Here is a 19708-nt window from a genome sequence, read left to right on the forward strand (position 1 = left end):
TATGCACGGTTCAATCAAACAGTTCGCACGCCATTGCCTCAGCGCCGCGTTGCTCTCGGCGCTGGCCCTCAATGCTCAGGCCAAGGCCTTGCCCGGCGCTCCGGCGCCGTTCGATAAAGGCGAGGTGCAAATTGCCTTGGTCGGCTATCTGTTCTCCGGAGATTTCCCCGAAGCCTATCTGCGCGGCGTGGAGAAACAGACCGAAGCCCTCGGCGCCAACCTGCGGGTATTCGATGCGCGGCAACAGGCGGCCAGTCAGGGCGAGATGATCGATCAGGCCGCCGAGCTGGGTGTGGACGGAATCATCGTTCAACTGGGCCTGGCGGAAACCCTGAAAGGCCCGATTGAGCGGGCCATCGCCAAAGGCATCAAGGTTGTGGCGTTCGACGTCGATCTGAACAGCCCGCAAGTGACCCAGGTCGAGCAGGATCACCACGCTCTGGCGCGGTTGGCGCTGGATCAGGCAGTCAAAGACAACGGCACGCGTTTCGACGCCGGCTATGTATACATCAGCGGTTTTACGCCGATGGAGCGTCGCGACGAGATCTGGAGTCAGGTCAAAGCGGCCAATCCGGGGATCATCGAGAAGGCGCGTTTCGGCACGCTGAATCCGCCGATTGCCAACTCGGTCGCCGATCAGGCCAGCGCCGTGCTGCGCGCCAATCCGGGGATCAGCGTGATCTTTGCGCCGTTCGACGAGTTCGCCAAAGGCGCGAAAATTGCCGTCGATGAAGCGGGACTGAGCAGCAAGGTGAAAATCTACAGCGCTGACATTTCCACCGCGGATATCCAGATCATGAAGGAACCGAACAGCGCCTGGACCGCGACGGCAGCTGTCAACCCGCAAGTGGCCGGGGCGATCAGCGTACGCAGTCTGGCGATGTTGATCGCGGGGGAAAATCCTGGCCATCAGGTGCTGGTGCCGCCAACCCTGATCACGCGTCAGCAGTTGCTCGATCTGGACGTGAAAAACGTACGCGATTTAGGGCAGAAACTGCCTGCGTTCGGTGACACCGCCAACGTCGCGCGGGCGTCGTGGATTCCTGTGGCGAACTGACTTTTCCCGGTGCCTGACGCACCGCCATCGCGGGCAAGCCCGCTCCCACAGTTACTGCGGGTGATCACAGATTTGGCATGCACCCGAGAACCCTGTGGGAGCGGGCTTGCCCGCGATGAGGCCGGTAAATCCAACTTATCGTTAGCCGACACACCGCTTTCCCTGACCCGCTCGCACAAGCGGAATTGTGGTTTAAATACTTTCGGAAAGATTGCCTTGGCACAACTAGTGCGAAGCATGGTTGCGTCCGCGTTAGTTAATGATTGTTTGATCTTTTGTGTTGTTCCGCAAACATAACTGTTGCCCAACCAACAATCTGTGCGCCGGGCATAACCTAAGCGTTATTGGTTCTTTGTCGTCAAGCGGCGGCTCGTCTAGGATCGCTATCTGGGGCATTTACTGACTTTTTGATTACAGCGTTTCACCACTCGATAGTTGTTTAAGAACTTTCGCTTTTATTCAATACATCAAAACTACAGCAGACATTGCCGTGCACGAATTGTCGCCCGCTTACGGAGCGACAGCGGCCGACTATTAGCTGCGATTCAAGGAGCTCTTGCATGATTCACCGTTCGCGATCATTACTCGCTATCGCTGTTATTAGTGCGATCTGGCAACTGCCTGCGCAAGCCGAAGACTCTGCGGCGCGCGTCGACGATGACACACGGTTGGGTACCGTGCTGGTCACCGGCACCCGTGGCACCGCGCGCACTGTGCTCGATTCGCCAGTGCCGGTGGACGTGCTGACGGCCGAAGACTTGAAGTCCGCTGGTGCCAGTGGCGGTGAGCTCGGTCAGGCGTTGCAGACGCTGTTGCCGTCTTTCAGCTTTCCGCGCCAGTCCAACTCCGGTGGCGCCGACCACGTACGCGCCGCGCAACTGCGCGGCATGAGCCCGGATCAGGTGCTGGTGCTGGTCAACGGCAAGCGCCGCCACACTTCGGCAGTGGTCAACGACTCATCGAAAATCGGTCGCGGCACAGCGCCAGTGGACTTTAACTCGATACCGATCAGCGCTATCAAGCGCATCGAAGTTTTGCGTGACGGCGCGGGCGCGCAATATGGCTCCGATGCAATTGCCGGGGTGATCAACATCATCCTCGACGACGCGCCCGAGGGCGGCGAAGTGACCACCAGTTACGGCGCTTATCACACCCATCAGGACGCCATCGGCAAAACCACCACCGATGGCCAGAACAGCATGACCACCGCCAAGATCGGCACGCGTCTGGGCGAGGACGGCGGCTTCATTCGTGGCGGTACCGAATACAAGGATCGCAACCCGACCAACCGCGCCGGTTTCGACGGTTTCGCCGACACGCCCGGCCAGCGCAACTACGTGATGGGCGACGGCATTGCGCGGGACGTCAACGCCTGGTTCAACGGCGAGCTGCCGCTGGCCGGCGGTAAAGCCTACAGCTTCGGCACTTACAACGTGCGTCATACCACCGGCGCCGAGTTCTATCGCTACCCGTCCGAGCAGCCGCAGTTCTACCCCAACGGTTACCTGCCGCAGTCGCTGGGCGACAACACCGACATCTCCGGCACTCTCGGCTACAAAGGCCTCATAGGTGATGACTGGGACTTCGACAGCAGCGTCACCCACGGTCGTAACCGCTTCGAATCGGCGACCCGCCGCACACTCAACGTCAGCCTCGGCGCAGACTCGCCAACGCGTTTTGACACGGGTGATTATGAGCTGCGCCAGACCACCTCCAACCTCGATTTCAGCCGCGAACTGCGCCTTGGCGGACGCTCGTTCGTGCTGGCAGTGGGCGGCGAATATCGCTATGAAAACTACCTGACGTTTGCCGGCGACGAGGCTTCGTATATCGGCACCGGTGCGGACGGCGCCAACGGTCTGCGCCCGAGTGAAGAGTCGGATCTGGATCGCAACGTGTTCGGCACATACGCCGAGTTGTCCGGTGATCTCACCGATCGCTTGTTCGTCGACGGCGCGACGCGCTGGGAGCATTACGACGACGCCGGCAGCGGACTCACCGGCAAACTCAGTGGCCGCTACAAATTGACCGAGCAATGGGCGGTGCGCGGCGCGGTGTCGAACAACTTCCGCGCGCCGTCGCTGGCGCAAAGTGGTTTCCAGAACACCACCAGCAACTTTGGCGACGGCGGCACCCTGACCGACATTCGCGTGCTGTCGGTCAACGATCCGATTGCCCGTGCGCTGGGCGCGGAAAAGCTCGATCCGGAGACTTCGAAGAACTACAGCCTCGGTCTGACATTCCAGCTCAACGAGCGCTTCGATGCGTCGCTGGACGTGTTCCGTATCGACGTCAAAGACCGCATCACCCTGTCCCAGCGCATCGGCAGCGACGCCCTGGAAACCTTCATCAACGACAACTACGGCGTGGCCGGTGTGCACGACGTGAACTTCTTCACCAACGCCGCCGACACCAGCACCCATGGCGCCGAACTGGTGCTCAACTATCACCAGCCGTTCTACGCAGGGCAGCTTGGCCTGACGACTGCGTACACCTACAACCACACCAAAGTCACCAGTACCAAAGGCACACCGTCGCAACTGACTGCATTGGGGATTGGCACCGACGCGCTGGTCGGCGTCGAAGAAACCAACACCCTGACCGACGCCGCACCCAGGGATCGCTTCGTGTTCTCGGCGAACTGGGCCAGCGAACATTGGGGCTTGCTCGGACGTCTGACGCGCCAAGGCGAGGCTACCCGTGTGTTCGACTTTGGCGACTCGCAACCTGAGCAAACCTACGGTGCGGTATGGCAACTGGATGCCGAGGTGGAATACAAATTCACCCCGAAATTCAACATCGCCGTCGGCGGCAACAACCTGACCGACAACTACCCGGACCGCTCCAACTCCGCGATCAACTACGGCGGCAACCTGCCGTACGACGTGCTGTCGCCGATCGGCACCAACGGTGCGTATTACTACGCCCGCGCCACTTACGGCTTCTGAGTTCGCCCGCCACGGACGGCAATCAGAACGACACCTCAGCAGGTTGCGACAACCGCAGCACCGACAAATCCCCAGTCACACGCTTATAAGCCAGACGAATCGCCTCAATATTGCTCGCATTCTTCGGGCTGTTTTCATGCAGGATCACGATGACCTTGGTCGCCAGCCGCTCGGGCTCTTTTGCCCCGTGGTCGCGCCACTGGCCGTAAGCATCCAGCACGCTGAAACCGTCGGGAAACCGCGACGTGACTTCCTGATCAAGAAACTCGCGCCAGCGCGCCGGGCTGACCACTCCTTCCTTGCCATCCAGCGATCCCACCGAGAAATACAGTTCGGTGCGAATCCACTGCGCCTGCGCCGGACGCGTGGCATCGCCTTGCAAGGTCGAGCTGGCGGGGTCTTTGGTATGAACGGAGGCGGGCGGGGGTGTGACACAACCGGCGACTGCAATGAACAGCGCTGCCAGTATCAAATGTCGAGGCATGAAACGTCCTTAATGTTGTTTTGAATTAACAAAATTATAAAACGCGCTGATGATCGCTATAAAAGATTAAAAAACCTCGCGCACAACACTTATGGAATAAGCAACAGGCTGAGAATGCTTGCCGCACAGGCGTTGTCAGAGCCAGGTTTCCTTGACCCGTCGATCCAGCTCTTCCCAGTCGGCCATGCCCAACACACGCGTGGTGTTCAAACCGCGCAGATAACCACGCAATTGATTTGCCATCGCCGGCACCAGTCCCGCATCCGCGGCGTCATTGAGCAGCACGCTTTCGTATTCCACCAGATACTCAGCGACCCGCTCACGATATTCGGGCAGGACGGCATCGCGGATCAGATCAAAGGTTCGCATGGGTATTCCCCCCAGGATTGTTTGGCTTGTTATCGACTGTCTCGCAGTCTGCACGCGGGGTAACTATTGGTTCAAGCAATAGTGATCATCAAGAATCGCAAGTTCTGCTTTGTCGGCGATGGGCACAAACTTGGCTCCATCGAAAACGCTGCTGAAGGAATTGCGCGATGAACATCATGACCCGACTGGCTGCAATTGCCCTGCTGATGAGCGGGATGTCTGCAACGGCGGTTTACGCCGATAACGCTCAGTCGTGTCACTTGTTGCCGATCACCGCCAGCAGTGCCGCACTCCAGCATTCGCAAACGGTCGGCGTGCTGTACAGCGACAACACTCTGGACGATCTGCAATACCTTGAGCGCTACCACGATGTGGCGGTGAACGGCGCCAAAGACGCGCTCGATGCCCGGATTCGCGAGGCCTTTATTGACAGCTCCGATCCGGAACTGGCGATCGACTGGCTGACCAGTTCGCTGCAACAGCAGTTTCTCTCGGTGACCGTCTACGACAACCTCGATGCACTGGTGCAGGCGCATCCGGACGTGGTGGTGATGCTCGACACGCATAACCGCTTGCTGACCCAGCGCAACAGCCAGGTCGAAGCGCGGTTTGCCGCAAGGTTTTACGACGCCGATCTGCAATACATCGGCAAAGCCGAAGGCGCTGTCGAGAAACAGATGCCTTCGGTATGGGTGCACAACAAGGCTGCCCCCGAAATTGCCGCGCAGATCGCCCAGCAGCGGGATCTGCAACTGACTGCACTGAAACAGTTCGATGATTCGCTCAAGTCGCTGGTCAGCGCTGGCTGAGGAAGATTTCTGAAGATGCTCCTTTGGTTGGCCGCAACCAACCAATTTTTTGCCCCGCCAAGTGCGGGGCTTTTTTTGGACGCAAAAAAGCTCGCAGCGTGCCGCAGATCCTACAGATGAATGTGTAGGAGCTGCGGCACGCTGCGAGCTTTTGAATTTTTGGCGAATGTTTTAAACGATGAAGTAATTACGTGAACAAGAAGAAGTAAACAGAAGATAAGACGAGGGAGAGCTGGAGGAGGGTGAAACGAGGAAAAAAAATGGCAGGGGCGGCTGGATTTGAACCAACGCATGGCAGGATCAAAACCTGCTGCCTTACCGCTTGGCGACGCCCCTGTAACCGTTGCTGTCAGCCCTGTGTGGGCCTCTGCTCGAGTGGGCGGCAATTTACCAGCGTTCTTGGCATCTGTGAAGCCCTGAGATGAATAAATTTGAAGAAAAACAGCTACTTATTTCCAGGGCCAGCTCAAACGCTGCATTTTCAGACACTTGAGGATGCAAAAAGGGGCCGAAACGCGGCCCCAACGGGTCAATTGCCGTCGGCAACCTTGCGTTCGATTTCTGCGGTTTTGCGCTGCAACTCCTCGGCCTCCTGCTCTTTGGTACGAATGGAGGTCGGCGTAATCACCTCATCCACGGCGCGAGTGTCATCGTCCGGGTCTTGCAGATCGCGCCCAACTACATTCACCGGTTTGCCGGATGCGTCGCTGGCCTGGGTTTTGTTGTCGTCGCTGTTCATGTTGAATTCCTCCGTTGGCTTAAACGTTGGATACAGCGACGACACGCGAGTTCGAGTTTTTTACCGGGGAGTCTGTGCCCGCTGATTATTCCTCGGGCAGTCTGGCGATGACCTTGATCTCGAACTGAAAGCCATAAAGCCAAGTCACACCGACCGCCGTGATGTTCGGGAACGGCGCCTCGCCCCAGAACTCCGGCACCACTTCCCAAATGGTTTCGAATGTCGATTGCGGATCGACCATGAACACGGTCACGTCCACCACATCGTCGAAACTGCAACCGGCGGCGCCGAGGATTGCATTGAGGTTGGTGAACGCCAGGCGCACTTGTTGTTGCAGATCAGGTTCCGGCGAGCCGTCTTCATGACTGCCGACTTGCCCGGAGACGAACAGAAAACCGTTGGAGCGCACGGCCGGCGAGTAACGGTTACGTTCATAAAGAGCCTGACGGCCGGGTGGAAAAACTACGTCGCGTTTTGTTGTAGAAAGCGTCATGGAGAGTCTCCTTCAAGGTGTTGAGAAGACTTTAGGGGCTTGCATCCGCGCGATAAACCAGCAACCTTGGCGCTCACTGTTTGGAAATCCCAAACAATCGAACCGCATTCAGGGGTTGGATATGGACCGTTTTGACGCGATGCAGGCTTTTGCCAGAGTAGTGGAGGCGGGCAGTTTCACCAAAGCCGCCGACACTCTGCACATGAGCAAGACCACCGTGACGCACTTGGTGCAGCAACTGGAGGCGCGCCTGCGGGTCAAGTTGCTCAACCGCACCACGCGCAAGGTCAACGCCACGGCGGACGGTGCGGCTTATTACCAGCGGGTGATCAGAATTCTCGCCGAAATGGACGATGCCGACACCAGCCTGTCCGGCGCATCGGCTCAGCCCAAGGGGCGCCTGCGGGTCGATGTACCGAGTCCGCTGGCCAATCTGATTCTGGTGCCGGCGCTGCCGGAATTCTGCGCGCGCTATCCGGATATTCAGATCGACATGGGCGTCAGCGACCGCATCGTCGACATCATCGATGAGAACGTCGATTGCGTGGTACGCGGCGGTGAGCTGCTTGATCAATCGTTGATGGCGCGACGTGTGGCTGATCTGCAACTCGGCGTGTTCGCTGCGCCCAGTTACCTCAAGCGCGCCGGCACGCCTGCGCATCCGCGAGAGCTGGAAGACTCGCATCACCGCGTGGTCGGATTCCTCTGGGCGCGCACCGGTAAACCGGTGCCGTACGCGCTGCACAATCACAGCGAAAACCTGCAAATCAAAGGTCGCCATGTGCTGGCGGTGGACGATGGCAATGCTTACCTGTCAGCCGGTCTCGCGGGTTTGGGCGTGCTATGGCTACCCAAATACATGTCCAAAGCCCACGAGGCGCGCGGCGATCTGGTGCCGCTGTTCGAAGACTGGCAACTCGATCCGATGCCGCTGTACATCGCCTATCCGCCGAACCGCCATATCAGCCTGAAACTGCGGGTGTTCATCGACTGGGTTGCCGAGGTGATGGCGCGGCATGCGCCGGTCATGCATCGGCCAGGTTACTCAGCAGCCACTCGGTGAAACTGCGCGCCATCGGGTCATGCTCGCTGTCGCGGTGGGTCAGCAGCGCCCAGTTCGGCCCGCGAATGCTGTCCTCGACCAAAGGTTGCAGCAGGCCATTTTCTCGGGCCTGACGGCTGAGCAACTGGCTGACCAAAGCGATGCCGAGTCCGCCGCAAGCCGCATCCAGCAACAAACCCGGATCGGAAAAATTCAGACCCTGATCCTGCTGGCCGACATCGATCCCGGCTTCGACCGCCCAATGACTCCAGTCCATTTCCCGCTCGCCGTGCAGGGTGGTGCGCTGTTGTGCGGGCACCTGCAAAAGACTCGGATGACACGCCGGATACAGCCGATCGGCATGCAGCACTTTAAAGCTGCATTCAGCCTGCGAACTGATGTCGTCACGCACCGCCAGATCGATGGTTTGCGTGGCCATGTCCGGCACTTCATCGGTGCTGAAAATCCACAGATCGACATCCGGATGCTGGCGGCGAAACTCGCCCAGTCGTGGCAACAACCAATGACGGGCGAACGCGGGCGTGGTGTTGAGCACCAGTTGATTGGGCTTCTGATATTGGCCGAGCCGGCGGATGCCGACCGCCAGTTGCTGCAACATCGCCTGCGTAGTGCTGAGCAAATCATGGCCGGCGTCGGTCAGGGCGACGCTGCGGCCGCTGCGATGAAACAGCGGTTGCTCCAGATACGCCTCAAGGCTGCGGATCTGCTGGCTGATCGCAGATTGAGTCAGGCTCAACTCGTCGGCAGCCTTGTGAAAACTGCCCAGCCGCGCGGCCGCTTCGAAGCCGCGCAGGGAACTCAGGGGTGGCCAGTGTTTAAGCATGATCGATAAGCTCCGCTAATCATTTGTCCGCTAAATCCATCGTTTGTTCGCCGGTTTTGCCGACCGTAGCATACACATCAATCCCGCACGGGCGGATTTGACTGAACACAACGGCTTAACTGACGAGGCGATTAGCATGCACCAGCAGAACAATAACAACAGCGGTTGGATGATGCCGGCAGAGTGGGTGAAACACGCCGCGACGTGGATGGTCTGGCCACACAATCAGGCGTTGTGGGAGTCGGGCTGGCGCGTGACTTTGCCGCAAGTGCAGGAAGATTTCGCCCGTGTGGCCAACGCCATCGCGCGGTTTGAACCGGTGAAACTGGTGGTCGATCCATCGGCGTTGGCCAGTGCCAAAGCCCTGTGCGGGCCGAACATCGAACTGATCCCGCTGGCGGTCAATGACAGTTGGTGCCGCGACTCCGGCCCAAGCTTTATCTGCCATCCGCAGCATGGTTTGGCTGGGGTGAGCTGGCGCTTCAACGCCTGGGGCGGCAAATCCGCGCACGATCTGGATGAAAGCCTGGCGCGCCGTGCACTCAATCATTTGCAGCTGGAATGCTTCGGCACGGCGCTGAGTAACGAGGGCGGAGCGATTCACGTTGATGGCCAAGGCACGTTGATCACCACCGAATCGGTGCTGCTCAACCCCAACCGCAACCCCGGCGTGAGCAAAGCCGAGATGGAAGACATCTTCAGCCGTCTGCTCGGCGTGAAGAAAACCATCTGGCTGCCCGGCGACCCGGACTACGTGACCGGCGACATGACCGACGGCCACGTCGATGGCGTCTGCGCCTTCGCCCGTCCCGGCGTGTTGTTGGTGGATGCCACTCACGATCGTAGCTCGGTGTACGCCGAAGTCGCCCGGGAAAACCGCCGCGCGCTGGAACTGGCCACCGATGCTCAGGGCCGCAAGTTCGAACTGATCGAACTGTTTGAAGCGTCCGATGCGGTGGACAGCGAAGCCGAAGTTTTCTGTGCTTCGTACACCAATTTCTACATCGCCAACGGCGCGATCATCATGCCGGCGTACGGCATCGAGGCCGACCACATAGCCGCAGAAACCTTGGCCAAAGCCTTCCCCGGGCGCGAAGTGGTGCCGGTGCAGATCAACCATCTTGCGCATGGCGGCGGCGGTGTGCATTGCATCACCCAGCAGCAGCCAGCCTGGCCATTGGAGGCTTGAGCCATGACGCTGCTCAAAGTCGCCACCACGCAAATGCCGTGCACTCGTCAGCTCCTACACGGCACGTCGACATTTCACTTTGCGCGCAGGTAGCGCATCAGGTTTGCGGTTTTTGTGATTACGCCATAGGCCACTGCCACGATCATCAATCCGGCCACCGCCACGCCGAGCGCATTGAGGCCAGTGAGGATCTGGATATCGAACGCCAGCAGCAGGATGAATACGACATAGCTTGCGACGGTCTGTCTGAAGAACGCCAACACCAGCGGTATGAGCGCGACTGCCGCCGAGTGCGCAGCAACGCTCAGCAGGATTTCGATGATCAGATCCGAAGACGCATCCTCGACTTGTGCTTGCGCGATGATCAGCATGGGGCCGTCTATCAACCAGTGCAGCCCGCCGATCACCGCCAGGCTGATGGCGATGATCAGCAGAATACTGATCAGCCTGATATTCATTGATCGTCCTTGCGGCCATGCGCGGCGGCTGCCAGTTGTTCGGTATCAACGCGCACAAACACCGAATCACCCACGGCTGTCAGCACCTCTCCGGCATACACCTCGCAAATCACCCGCGTCTTGCGTCCGACTTCTCCCTCGACTTTGGCTTTCAGCGTCAGCGGCACGCCCATCGGCGTCGGCTTGATGAACTTGATGCCGAGGTTGCCAGTGACGCAGTTGATGCGTGGCAGGCTTTCGACGTCGCGCTGTTCGGCGCGGTAGTGGTAGGCCATTGCCGTCCAGTTCGAATGGCAATCGACCAGCATCGCGATCAAGCCGCCATAGACCAGATCCGGCCAGCCGCAGAATTGTGCTTCCGGCTGGTGTTCGGCGATGACGTGCACGCCGTCTTTGTGCCAGAAACTCTTGATGTGCAAACCGTGCGGGTTGCTGCTGCCGCAGCCGTAGCAAACACCGTCGGGCGCGGCGCTGTCTTGCAGGGAGGTGTCGAGCGTGGCCATGCCGGGATCATCCTTAAAAGTGGAAGCTGAACCGGGCTGATATTAACGCTGAATGCAGATCCTCGATATTCACGGACAGAAAACGCAGTACCCGGACCGATCGCGCAGGGATTTTGCTGACAGGCTTTTCTGTCACATTGCCGCTTGGTTGATTGCAGATAGTGGCGGCCCCAACCTGTTTCCCGTGAGGCTGCGCCGTGTTTCAACGTCTTGTGTGTTCGCTGTCCGTTTTGAGCCTGTCCATCGCCGCCGCGCAGGCGGCTGACCTTGATACGCCGAGTCTGCAGGGTATCGACAACTTCCGCGATATCGCCGGCACCACCAGCGCCTATTCAACGGCCAATGACGGCACGATGCGTTCGGGTGTGTTCTATCGCTCGAATGCGCTGACGCCGACTGCGGCAGATCTGACCGTCCTCAATGGCTTGGGGATCAAAGCCATTTACGATCTGCGCACGCCAAGCGAAATTGCCGCCACGCCGGACACACTGATCAGCGGTGCGACCTATCGCAACATCGACATTATTGGCGCCACCACGTCGGGTTCGAACATCACCAACATTTCGTTCCACAGCGCCGCCGAAGCCGTGGCGATGATGCAGGAGACCAACCGCGCCTTCGTCAGCGATGCCGGTATGCGCGGGCAGTTCACCACGCTGTTCAACGAACTCGCCGGAGTCGATGGAGCGGCGCTGTTCCACTGCACCGCCGGCAAGGATCGCACTGGCTGGACTGCCGCCGTGCTGCTGAGTATCGCCGGGGTCGACAGCGCCACGATCATGGACAATTACCTGGCGACCAACGAGTACACCGCCGCGCGCGTAGCGAAAACTCTGGCATCGATGCCTGCAAGCATGGCCGCGATATACGCGCCGCTGCTCGGCGTCGAGGCGAGTTTTTTACAGGCCGGTCTCGATCAAGTGACCACCCAATACGGCAGCATGGACAACTACCTCAAACAGGGATTGGGTCTGTCGCAGGAAACCATTTATGTGCTGCGCGGCAAGATGGTTTATTACAACAGCCTGCCGGGTCAGCAGGGCCTGATCGGCAACGCCGGCGCCGGCGCGCAACTGTTGCAGCAACTGCAAAACAGCAGCCTGTCGGGCAGTTACAGCGACTACAACTATTACCTGCAATCAGCAATCGATGCCGGCACTCTCGGTGGTGTCGAATCCACGGTCGGCGGCCAGGTGCATGCCGATGCCGCGAGCTATTTGCTGCGTCAGGGCGCGATGATTGATCAGGCCGCGGCGCCGTTCACCAGCGGCACCGATCTGAAGATTGGCCAAACCCGGCTGTGGAGCACCGGACTGGCGGGTTATCTCGGCACCGACGGCTCGGCGGATGCTGCCAGCAGCAACGAGCACAGCCAGGGCCTGATGATCGGCCTGACCCAACGTTTCAGCGAACAACTCAGCGCTCACGCCGGTTTCGGTTACAGCAAGGGCAATGTCGGCGGCGCGAGTGGCGAGGCGGATACTGATCTGACGTTCTTCGCGGTCGGCGCACGCTTCGCTCCGAATGGTCTGGAGCGCGGGCTGTTTGTCGATGCGGATGCCAACGCCGGTTGGCTCGACTACGAGAGCAAACGTGATCTCGGAGGCGGCCTCGGCTCAGCCAAGGGCGACAGCCACGGCAATCTCACTGGCGCGACCTTGGCGCTGGGGTATCGGCTGCCATTTAGCGGGATGATTTTTGAGCCAAGCCTCGGTATGCGCGTCAGTCATCTGGACCTGTCGGGCTTCAGGGAGAAGGGCAGCGAACTGGCGCTGGATGTCGACAGCATCCGAGAGACGCGCCGCAGTGCGGTGGCCAACCTCGACGTGTCGTTCGCCCCGGTGGCCTTGGGCGCATGGCAACTGGTGCCGGGTGTTCGTGCGGGTTACGAGCATGTGCTGGGTGATCATCAGGTCGATAGTGAAGGGCATTTGCTCGGGCTGGATATCGAGCAGCGCGCGGCGTTCGACAATCGTGATCAGTTCACGGGTGGGGTGAATGTCATGGCCAACCTCGGCGCGTTCAGCGTCGGCGCGGAAGTCGCGGCCAGTGGCGGTGGGGACAGCCATGGTTTTGGCGGCAGTCTGAAGGCCAGTTACCAGTTCTGACGTTGCGGGTTTCAGCCCTTGCGCACCTGCGCGGGGCTGACGCCGTAGGCGCTTTGGAAATACTGGCAAAACCGGCCGACGTTGCTGAAGCCGAATTGCAAAGCCACATCACTCACTGTCGGTGACCCGTTTGTAAGTGCGTGGTGGGCGCGTTCCAGCCGTACTTGCCGCTGATAACTGACAATCGAAGTCCCGGCAAAGCGCCGAAAACCGTCCTGCAACGCGCGCAGGCTGACATTGCTCAAACGCGCCAGATCCGTACCACTGACCTGATGATCGGGGTGCGCCTGAAGGTAATCGATGGCCTGCTTCACATGCCTTGGTGCGATCAGCGGTTCGGGTCGATTCAGGGCTTCACTGAAGTTATGCGGCCAGGCTTGCAGCACAGCATCGACCAGCATTTCCCTCAGACGCGAGGGCATCAGCGAACCGCTGCTCAGTAGCAAATCAAACTCCGTGCCGGTCGCCAGATCAATCAGCGCGCGAATGCCCTGGAAGGCCTTGATGTTCAGATCCACCATGGGTTCGAAGCGCAGTTTTTGTAGCAGCGGCTTGCCGAGCAAAGTCGACAGTCGCTCGGTCAAAATCCCGCGCCCGATCGAAAGCCCATGCTGCGCGTGATTGTCGATAAAGCGCATCGAACGCAACTCGGCTTTGTCTATGGCCAATCCGACTTGAGTCAAACCGACTGATTCGCTGCTGTGTTCGAAAACAATCTTGCCCGCCGTGGGAATCACAAACGTGATCTCGTCAAACGGCGCCGGGAACGCCACGGTGAAATCGCCGCGATAGTGCATCCGGCGAAAACTTACGCCTTCGTGCCGCCCGTAAACACCACCGATAATGATGTTGCTCGGTAGCGGCGACGAGTCGGCGTAGCGATTGCCGAACATCCGCGAGAACAGTGCGCCGAAGTCGTCGCAGTTCATGGCGTCGGAGCGAAGAATGATCGGTTGGCGCGTCGGGCTTGAGAACACCTTGGGTGATCGCCTTGCAGAGAGGGAGGCGCAAGGACGCTACCAACCAACAATGACAAACCTGTGACCACCACAAAACCCTGTGGGAGATTCTATGTTTGGGGGGAAGCCCCCAAACCTGTTTTTGACTGAGTCCATATCCGTTGCTGCGCTGCACCTCCTCTCGATGTGTTTGGCTGCGCCAAACGGTCGCTGCGCTTCCACCCCCGGATCAATCCCTCCACCCAGCCTGCCGACGGGCGCTCGAGATCAAGAGCCGCAGCCGAGCTAACGCTCATCCTGTTGAGTGGGGCGGCTTCGCCGCGGGGGTGTACGCAAATTTCTATTGTGGGAGCTGGCTTGCCAGCGATGGCGGCCTGACAGCCGACCGATCTCTAGCAGATGTACCCAGTTCCCACTGTGGGAGCTAGCTAGCCTGCTAGCGATGGCGCCAGAACATCCACCCAACATCGTGAATGTCCCAACGCCCTTACAAGCCTCGCCGCCTCAATCCTGATTAATCTCCCGATCCTTGGTCTCCGGCAAGAAGAACGTCCCAAGCACCGCCGTCATCACCGCAATCACAATCGGGTACCACAAGCCGTAATAGATATCGCCAGTCGCCGCGACCATGGCAAACGCCACCGTCGGCAGGAACCCGCCAAACCAGCCGTTGCCGATGTGATACGGCAGCGACATCGAGGTGTAGCGAATACGCGTTGGGAACAGCTCAACCAGCCACGCCGCAATCGGCCCGTAAACCATGGTCACGTAGATCACCAGGATCGTCAGCAGCAGCAACACCATTGGGTAGTTGGTCTTGGCCGGGTCGGCTTTCTCCGGATAACCGGCCTCTTTCAGTCCGCTGGTAAGGGCCGCGGTAAAGGCGTCGTTGCGGGTTTTGAAATCGGCGGCTGGCAGCACACTGCCTTCGAAGCTCTCGACAACTTTATCGCCGATGCGCACTTGCGCCACCGTGCCCGGTTCGGCTTTGACGTTCTCATACGGGATCGCACGCTTGGCCAGAATGGTCTTCGCCAGATCGCAGGAACTGGTGAATTTGGCCTTGCCCACCGGATCGAACTGGAACGAGCAGGCGTCAGGATCGGCAATGACTTTGACCGGATTCTTCTCCTGTGCGATGAACACGTCGGGATTCCCGTACTGCGTCAGCGCATGGAAGATCGGGAAGTAAGTCAGCGCCGCCAGAATGCACCCGGCCATGATGATGCCCTTGCGCCCGATGCGGTCGGACAGGCTGCCGAAGATCACGAAGAACGGCGTGCCGATCAGCAGCGAACCGGCGATCAGAAGGTTGGCGGTTTGCGGATCAATCTTCAGCGTCTGCAACAGAAAGAACAGCGCGTAGAACTGCCCGGTGTACCAGACGACGGCTTGGCCTGCGGTGCCGCCGAGCAGCGCCATGATGACTATTTTCAGGTTGTCCCAACGAGCGAAGGATTCAGTCAGCGGCGCCTTCGACGTCTTGCCTTCAGCCTTCATCTTGAGGAACACCGGCGACTCGCTGAGTTGCAAACGGATGTACACCGACACCGCCAGCAGCAGGAGCGACAGCAGAAACGGAATCCGCCAGCCCCAGGCTTCGAACGCCTCAGTGCCCAGCACGGTGCGGCAGGCGAGAATCACCAGCAGCGACATGAACAGGCCCAGCGTCGCTGTGGTCTGAATCCACGAAGTGAAAAACCCGCGTTTGCCCTTCGGTGCGTGCTCAGCCACATACGTCGCCGCGCCGCCATATTCACCGCCGAGCGCCAGACCTTGCAGCAAACGCAGGGTAATCAGAATGATCGGCGCCGCCACCCCGATGGTCGCGTAACCGGGCAGGAAACCGACGATAGCCGTCGACACGCCCATGATCACAATCGTGATCAGAAACGTGTGCTTGCGCCCGATCATGTCCCCCAACCGGCCAAACACAATTGCGCCAAACGGCCGCACGGCAAAGCCTGCGGCGAAGGCGAGCAGGGCGAAGATGAAGGCAGTGGTCTCGTTGACCCCGGCGAAAAAGTGCTTGGCGATGATCGCTGCCAGAGAGCCGTACAGGTAGAAGTCATACCACTCGAACACCGTGCCGAGGGACGAAGCGAAGATGACCTTGCGCTCTTCGCGCGTCATCCCCTGATTCGGGGCGCTGCCAGTCGATGCTGTGTCGATAACCGCCATGGGTGTTCTCCGTCGTACGTTTTTGTTTTAGGCCGGAGCACCTAACAATGTTGCTGTACCCGTGGCCTGGGGTGTGGCGCTTCGCGGGTTGCGGGAAGCGTGGACAGACTGAGGGCCTCGCGCTGGGGGCGGGGTTAGGTTGAGCTTAATTGGGTTTTTGCGGATTTCCAGTTGATGTACCTGACTGACAGGTGTAGTGCGCGTCGGTCGTGGTAGCGACTTTTAAGGGGATTTAGGAAATTACGGTTATTTCTTATTGTTATTAAAGACTGTCATTTTTATCAGGTGCGGCCGAGTGTGGTTGTGTTGATACTGCTTTTCGAGAAGGGGCGATTTTATTAGGTCGCAAGGCATTGAACTTCTGCGGTGGAAAATAAATCTGTCCCCTTTGTTGCCTTTGTTGCCTTTGTTGCCTTTGTTGCCTTTGTTGCCTTTGTTGCCCCATTTGTTCTTCGTCCCCTTTGTCTGTTCGTGAGTAATAAAATATGCCTTCCAAGATCATTAAAAATATTCCGGTTCATGCCGCTGATGAAGCGCTGCTCGCTTTGTTGAAAGAGAGTTGCGCGGAAAAAATTACTGGGTTAGGAAAATCAAAGGGGACAGATTTATTTAATCGTCCCCTTTGTGCCTTAAGACATTTTCTCTGGTCGCCCTCGCTCTCTAAGCAGGACTCGCCTACCGGTTATCTGCTCAATTTCGTCTACGAATTTCAAACCGCCCGTAAGCTGCCCCCTTTGAAGCGCGCCCCTTATAAGTTGTAATTCGTCCGTTGGCGTAGCCATCTCGACAAATGACTTGTAACGCTCACGCCGGACGGCGTCATTAGGCCCGAGTTCCAGAAAGCAAGGATCCTTGTCCAGCCACGTGCTTTCCGAGAAGTCGTTGAGACGTAGAGCAAAACTCGACCAGCGATAGCCCTCCGCACACGCCACCATATTCGCTCGCACCGGGTTTAACTCGATGTATCGGCTGCACGCCAGCAGATAGGTGTCGGACTGCACAACACTGGATTTGTAGCGGCTCTCCCACAACGTGCCAGTTCGCCCGTCGATCTTGTTGCGATAACGCGTCATCCGACCCGCTAGAGTTTTCATGAACTGTCCAAGGGCGGACGTATCGTCTCCAGGGGCAATCAGCAAATGGACATGGTTGGTCATCAAGCAGTAAGCATAAACTTTTATACCTAATGCTTCTTTGAGTTCGCGCAGGTCAGAAAGATAGTGCTCGAAATCCTCCGGCTCGGCGAAAACGACCTGCTTGTTATGGCCACGCTGCACGATGTGGTGCGGGTAGTTTGCTAGCACAATGCGTCCCGTTCTGGGCATTAGTTGTCCTACATCCTTGTTGAGATCCCTAAGAAGACTAGAAGGGAATGAGTGCGACGCATGGCGGATTTGTCAGGGAATGTATCGAGCAGGACTGGGATGGATTGAATTTTGAATAAGTCAGATTAATTTTACTGATATAGCGTTCGGGAATTTTCGTTGTTCTAAAAAGATATTAAAGACTGTCATTTGTATCAGGTGCAGATGAGCCTCATTGTGTCGATACTTCATTTGGTGAAGGGGGCAGTGGTGGAAATAAATCTGTCCCCTTTGATCTTGCCCTTTGATCTTGTTTCTTGGGAGGTGTTTATTTTGATCAAAACAATTAGTGTTGCTGATGTTTCTTCGGGTGTGAAGGTAGAGGATATGAGTCTTCAACTTGTTAAACAAAAAATAGCAACGAAGGTTTTAGAGGCCTCAATCGATAGGAGTTCCAGAGTCGCAAAATTTATTTTTGAATCTAATGGAGATGGCGACCTCTGGTTCCCGCTAAAAGCGGGCAGTTATAATGATGATTTTTGGAAGAGAAAGTGATTCAGACAAAAATAACCAAAAGGGGGTAGATATATCGCAACCAAAAGGGGGTAGATCTATTTAATCTCTCTTTGTTTCTGGCCCCCTTGGTTTCTGAAAAATCAATCCAATTTTAGTCTGTCTATTTTAATTTTCCCGAGGAATGCAAACATGAATGAATGGAAAGGTGTTGTAACTAATGTTGAGAAAGTCACACAATTAAATCGCTATTCAGGAGAGCCGGATGCGCTAATGAGTATTAAGTTATTTATCACGCTGAGTGATGGTACAAAGATAATGGCGCCAACTTCAAGGTGGGAGATAATGTCAAGGGTGGCGGTCTTAATGGCCCTTTCGTAACAAAAATCTAAGCCAAAAGAGGGGCGATTGCCTAGAAAAAAGTAGAAAAAATGGACGGATTTATTTAACCGTGTCCTTTCTGGAAGTTTGATTTTTTCTATGTCCTTGCTTATCAAGGAAATGAACTTATGAAGCTTCCGGTTGTGCATGCCATCGTTTTGTCTTTCGTCGCTGCGGGTATGCCTGCATTGGCACAAGCAGCTTTAGCCACCTGTGATGGGGTTGTTTTACATCTGAGGACCTCCGACATAGCGATAGGATCGGCCGTTGAGGTGGATGTGACAGTACGCAGCGATCTAGTTGGGAAGGTTAGCGGTGTAGTGCAATTCGCGGCCTTTAAAGGTTCAGGCTCGATACTCAGCTCAGCCAACAAAACATTCTCGGTCGCGAATACTAAGGTCGTAGTAAATACGAAGCCTACATCTATTATTAATAACTACAAAGGCACATTGTTAGGTGTGGTGAATGGTGTTCAATGTGAGAAGAGGGTGGAGGGTGCGCTCGATTTGCACGCTCCATAACAAATCAAAGGGGAGATACCCATTGGACGGTTACTAATCAAGATTAAAGGCTGTCACCTTTGTTTTGCATCGACGAACTTCACTCCGCTCGTAGCGCATATCGTAAGTGCGGCCATGTAGGAGCTGCCGCAGGCTGCGATCTTTTGACTTTGAAGATCAAATGATCGCAGCCTGCGGCAGCTCCTACATTGGTGTAATACGGTATAGATCTATTCGGTCGGGACTAGATTATCCAGCACCTGATTCACCGCCAACTCACCTAACATCACAATCTGCGCAATACCTAGCAGCGTTCTGCGATGTGTGCCTTCAAGCAGTGCGGCAAAGTCGCTGAGCATCACGTTGGCTGAGCCGAGGGTTTCGCTGGCGTCGACCAATAAGGCTTCGTTGCTGGACTTGGGGTTGGCGATGTAGAGGCGGTTGGGGTAGTAGGGCGCGGCCATCATGCGAGCGGCGAGTGGGCCCAAGTGGTAGTCGAGGGCGCGTTCGGCGGCTTCGTTGAATTTTTTTGAGTCAGGACATTCGTAGGGCGATGTCGGGTCTGTGATGTGTGCCGGTTCGGTAACCGGTGGATTTGGCGTGACTTTGAACATATGCATTCTTTTCCGTGGTGAAGCCGCCAGACCCGAGCTACTAAACAGGGGTGGAGGCAGCTGTGCGCAGGTTAGTAGACCGGGGAAAAGAACAAAGCCGGCGTGCCCGAGGGCACCCTGCACACAGCCACCATCAGATACAGGTATGTGATTACCTGAATGACAGACGCCTGTGCACTGTTCAAATACCAACGGGCTACTAAACCCGATCAC

The 19708-nt window shown here is 57.3% G+C and carries 20 protein-coding genes and 1 tRNA gene; 9 read left to right on the plus strand and 12 right to left on the minus strand.

Features of this window, described 5'->3' with window-relative positions; translation table 11 throughout:
• Window position 1: 1 nt before the first annotated feature.
• Window positions 2–1057, plus strand: coding sequence for a substrate-binding domain-containing protein (locus ACP7EE_RS11700; protein WP_426234622.1), 1056 nt, complete (start codon window positions 2–4; stop codon window positions 1055–1057).
• 560 nt (window positions 1058–1617) lie between these two features.
• The gene (locus ACP7EE_RS11705) at window positions 1618–4005 is read left to right on the plus strand and encodes a TonB-dependent receptor plug domain-containing protein (RefSeq protein WP_426234623.1); all 2388 of its coding nucleotides are present in this window, start codon (window positions 1618–1620) and stop codon (window positions 4003–4005) included.
• Between the two features lie 22 nt (window positions 4006–4027).
• On the opposite strand, the gene ACP7EE_RS11710 is transcribed toward ACP7EE_RS11705, so the two are convergent.
• Window positions 4028–4489, minus strand: coding sequence for a DUF3574 domain-containing protein (locus tag ACP7EE_RS11710; RefSeq protein ID WP_426201295.1), 462 nt, complete (start codon window positions 4487–4489; stop codon window positions 4028–4030).
• A 135-nt stretch (window positions 4490–4624) separates the two neighbouring features.
• A complete protein-coding gene (locus tag ACP7EE_RS11715; protein ID WP_426201293.1) occupies window positions 4625–4858 on the minus strand; it encodes a hypothetical protein in 234 nt (77 codons plus the stop codon).
• A gap of 167 nt (window positions 4859–5025) precedes the next feature.
• Here ACP7EE_RS11715 and ACP7EE_RS11720 point away from each other — a divergent pair, with 167 nt between their 5' ends.
• Window positions 5026–5667, plus strand: coding sequence for an ATPase (locus ACP7EE_RS11720; protein WP_426201291.1), 642 nt, complete (start codon window positions 5026–5028; stop codon window positions 5665–5667).
• Between the two features lie 261 nt (window positions 5668–5928).
• Here ACP7EE_RS11720 and ACP7EE_RS11725 read toward each other — a convergent pair.
• The 3 genes from ACP7EE_RS11725 to ACP7EE_RS11735 all read right to left on the minus strand — a co-directional run bounded on the left by ACP7EE_RS11725 (window position 5929) and on the right by ACP7EE_RS11735 (window position 6899).
• A tRNA-Gln gene (locus ACP7EE_RS11725) sits at window positions 5929–6003 on the minus strand.
• Between the two features lie 193 nt (window positions 6004–6196).
• Window positions 6197–6406: a hypothetical protein gene (locus ACP7EE_RS11730; protein WP_426234624.1), complete on the minus strand. Its 210-nt coding sequence runs from the start codon at window positions 6404–6406 to the stop codon at window positions 6197–6199.
• Between the two features lie 85 nt (window positions 6407–6491).
• On the minus strand, window positions 6492–6899 hold the full coding sequence (locus ACP7EE_RS11735) for a RidA family protein (protein WP_426201287.1): 408 nt from the start codon (window positions 6897–6899) through the stop codon (window positions 6492–6494).
• Window positions 6900–7020: 121 nt separating this feature from the next.
• Here ACP7EE_RS11735 and ACP7EE_RS11740 point away from each other — a divergent pair, with 121 nt between their 5' ends.
• Entirely contained in the window at window positions 7021–7962 is a 942-nt protein-coding gene (locus ACP7EE_RS11740) for a LysR family transcriptional regulator (RefSeq protein ID WP_426234625.1), read from the plus strand.
• Here ACP7EE_RS11740 and ACP7EE_RS11745 read toward each other — a convergent pair.
• Window positions 7925–8785: a LysR substrate-binding domain-containing protein gene (locus tag ACP7EE_RS11745; protein WP_426234626.1), complete on the minus strand. Its 861-nt coding sequence runs from the start codon at window positions 8783–8785 to the stop codon at window positions 7925–7927. The two genes, ACP7EE_RS11740 and ACP7EE_RS11745, sit on opposite strands and share 38 nt — an antisense overlap.
• 136 nt (window positions 8786–8921) lie before the next feature.
• Here ACP7EE_RS11745 and ACP7EE_RS11750 point away from each other — a divergent pair, with 136 nt between their 5' ends.
• Window positions 8922–9974: an agmatine deiminase family protein gene (locus ACP7EE_RS11750; RefSeq protein WP_426201282.1), complete on the plus strand. Its 1053-nt coding sequence runs from the start codon at window positions 8922–8924 to the stop codon at window positions 9972–9974.
• A 74-nt stretch (window positions 9975–10048) separates the two neighbouring features.
• On the opposite strand, the gene ACP7EE_RS11755 is transcribed toward ACP7EE_RS11750, so the two are convergent.
• Together ACP7EE_RS11755 and ACP7EE_RS11760 are read right to left on the minus strand one after the other, a co-directional pair.
• On the minus strand, window positions 10049–10432 hold the full coding sequence (locus tag ACP7EE_RS11755; protein ID WP_426201280.1) for a hypothetical protein: 384 nt from the start codon (window positions 10430–10432) through the stop codon (window positions 10049–10051).
• Entirely contained in the window at window positions 10429–10935 is a 507-nt protein-coding gene (locus ACP7EE_RS11760; protein ID WP_426234627.1) for a PaaI family thioesterase, read from the minus strand. Before ACP7EE_RS11760 ends, ACP7EE_RS11755 begins: the two co-directional genes overlap by 4 nt.
• A 197-nt stretch (window positions 10936–11132) precedes the next feature.
• Here ACP7EE_RS11760 and ACP7EE_RS11765 point away from each other — a divergent pair, with 197 nt between their 5' ends.
• On the plus strand, window positions 11133–13043 hold the full coding sequence (locus ACP7EE_RS11765; RefSeq protein WP_426234628.1) for a tyrosine-protein phosphatase: 1911 nt from the start codon (window positions 11133–11135) through the stop codon (window positions 13041–13043).
• A gap of 11 nt (window positions 13044–13054) precedes the next feature.
• On the opposite strand, the gene ACP7EE_RS11770 is transcribed toward ACP7EE_RS11765, so the two are convergent.
• From ACP7EE_RS11770 to ACP7EE_RS11780, 3 genes are all read right to left on the minus strand, one after another.
• On the minus strand, window positions 13055–14020 hold the full coding sequence (locus ACP7EE_RS11770) for an AraC family transcriptional regulator (protein WP_426234629.1): 966 nt from the start codon (window positions 14018–14020) through the stop codon (window positions 13055–13057).
• 486 nt (window positions 14021–14506) lie between these two features.
• Entirely contained in the window at window positions 14507–16183 is a 1677-nt protein-coding gene (locus tag ACP7EE_RS11775; RefSeq protein ID WP_426234630.1) for an MFS transporter, read from the minus strand.
• A gap of 629 nt (window positions 16184–16812) precedes the next feature.
• Window positions 16813–17508 carry a transposase gene (locus ACP7EE_RS11780; RefSeq protein ID WP_426234631.1) on the minus strand — a complete coding sequence of 232 codons (696 nt, stop codon included), beginning with the start codon at window positions 17506–17508 and terminating at the stop codon, window positions 16813–16815.
• A 204-nt stretch (window positions 17509–17712) separates the two neighbouring features.
• Between ACP7EE_RS11780 and ACP7EE_RS11785 the strand changes: the two genes are divergently transcribed.
• From ACP7EE_RS11785 to ACP7EE_RS11795, 3 genes are all read left to right on the plus strand, one after another.
• Window positions 17713–18042: a hypothetical protein gene (locus ACP7EE_RS11785; protein ID WP_426234632.1), complete on the plus strand. Its 330-nt coding sequence runs from the start codon at window positions 17713–17715 to the stop codon at window positions 18040–18042.
• A gap of 150 nt (window positions 18043–18192) precedes the next feature.
• The gene (locus ACP7EE_RS11790; RefSeq protein WP_426234633.1) at window positions 18193–18381 is read left to right on the plus strand and encodes a hypothetical protein; all 189 of its coding nucleotides are present in this window, start codon (window positions 18193–18195) and stop codon (window positions 18379–18381) included.
• A gap of 128 nt (window positions 18382–18509) precedes the next feature.
• A complete protein-coding gene (locus tag ACP7EE_RS11795; protein ID WP_426234634.1) occupies window positions 18510–18902 on the plus strand; it encodes a hypothetical protein in 393 nt (130 codons plus the stop codon).
• A gap of 209 nt (window positions 18903–19111) precedes the next feature.
• Here the strand turns inward: ACP7EE_RS11795 and ACP7EE_RS11800 are convergent, their stop codons facing one another.
• Window positions 19112–19495, minus strand: a complete 384-nt coding sequence (locus ACP7EE_RS11800) for a DUF6124 family protein (RefSeq protein ID WP_426234635.1) — start codon at window positions 19493–19495, stop codon at window positions 19112–19114.
• Window positions 19496–19708 lie beyond the last annotated feature (213 nt).

This window comes from Pseudomonas sp. TWP3-2 (assembly GCF_049897765.1).
Lineage (GTDB): Bacteria > Pseudomonadota > Gammaproteobacteria > Pseudomonadales > Pseudomonadaceae > Aquipseudomonas.

Bases quoted from the DNA above. Each gene is read 5' to 3' on its own strand.
- ACP7EE_RS11700 (WP_426234622.1), top strand. From the start codon at position 2: ATGCACGGTTCAATCAAACAGTTCGCACGCCATTGCCTCAGCGCCGCG.
- ACP7EE_RS11705 (WP_426234623.1), top strand. From the start codon at position 1,618: ATGATTCACCGTTCGCGATCATTACTCGCTATCGCTGTTATTAGTGCG.
- ACP7EE_RS11710 (WP_426201295.1), bottom strand. From the start codon at position 4,489: ATGCCTCGACATTTGATACTGGCAGCGCTGTTCATTGCAGTCGCCGGT.
- ACP7EE_RS11715 (WP_426201293.1), bottom strand. From the start codon at position 4,858: ATGCGAACCTTTGATCTGATCCGCGATGCCGTCCTGCCCGAATATCGT.
- ACP7EE_RS11720 (WP_426201291.1), top strand. From the start codon at position 5,026: ATGAACATCATGACCCGACTGGCTGCAATTGCCCTGCTGATGAGCGGG.
- ACP7EE_RS11730 (WP_426234624.1), bottom strand. From the start codon at position 6,406: ATGAACAGCGACGACAACAAAACCCAGGCCAGCGACGCATCCGGCAAA.
- ACP7EE_RS11735 (WP_426201287.1), bottom strand. From the start codon at position 6,899: ATGACGCTTTCTACAACAAAACGCGACGTAGTTTTTCCACCCGGCCGT.
- ACP7EE_RS11740 (WP_426234625.1), top strand. From the start codon at position 7,021: ATGGACCGTTTTGACGCGATGCAGGCTTTTGCCAGAGTAGTGGAGGCG.
- ACP7EE_RS11745 (WP_426234626.1), bottom strand. From the start codon at position 8,785: ATGCTTAAACACTGGCCACCCCTGAGTTCCCTGCGCGGCTTCGAAGCG.
- ACP7EE_RS11750 (WP_426201282.1), top strand. From the start codon at position 8,922: ATGCACCAGCAGAACAATAACAACAGCGGTTGGATGATGCCGGCAGAG.
- ACP7EE_RS11755 (WP_426201280.1), bottom strand. From the start codon at position 10,432: ATGAATATCAGGCTGATCAGTATTCTGCTGATCATCGCCATCAGCCTG.
- ACP7EE_RS11760 (WP_426234627.1), bottom strand. From the start codon at position 10,935: ATGGCCACGCTCGACACCTCCCTGCAAGACAGCGCCGCGCCCGACGGT.
- ACP7EE_RS11775 (WP_426234630.1), bottom strand. From the start codon at position 16,183: ATGGCGGTTATCGACACAGCATCGACTGGCAGCGCCCCGAATCAGGGG.
- ACP7EE_RS11780 (WP_426234631.1), bottom strand. From the start codon at position 17,508: ATGCCCAGAACGGGACGCATTGTGCTAGCAAACTACCCGCACCACATC.
- ACP7EE_RS11785 (WP_426234632.1), top strand. From the start codon at position 17,713: ATGAGCCTCATTGTGTCGATACTTCATTTGGTGAAGGGGGCAGTGGTG.
- ACP7EE_RS11790 (WP_426234633.1), top strand. From the start codon at position 18,193: ATGAATGAATGGAAAGGTGTTGTAACTAATGTTGAGAAAGTCACACAA.
- ACP7EE_RS11795 (WP_426234634.1), top strand. From the start codon at position 18,510: ATGAAGCTTCCGGTTGTGCATGCCATCGTTTTGTCTTTCGTCGCTGCG.
- ACP7EE_RS11800 (WP_426234635.1), bottom strand. From the start codon at position 19,495: ATGTTCAAAGTCACGCCAAATCCACCGGTTACCGAACCGGCACACATC.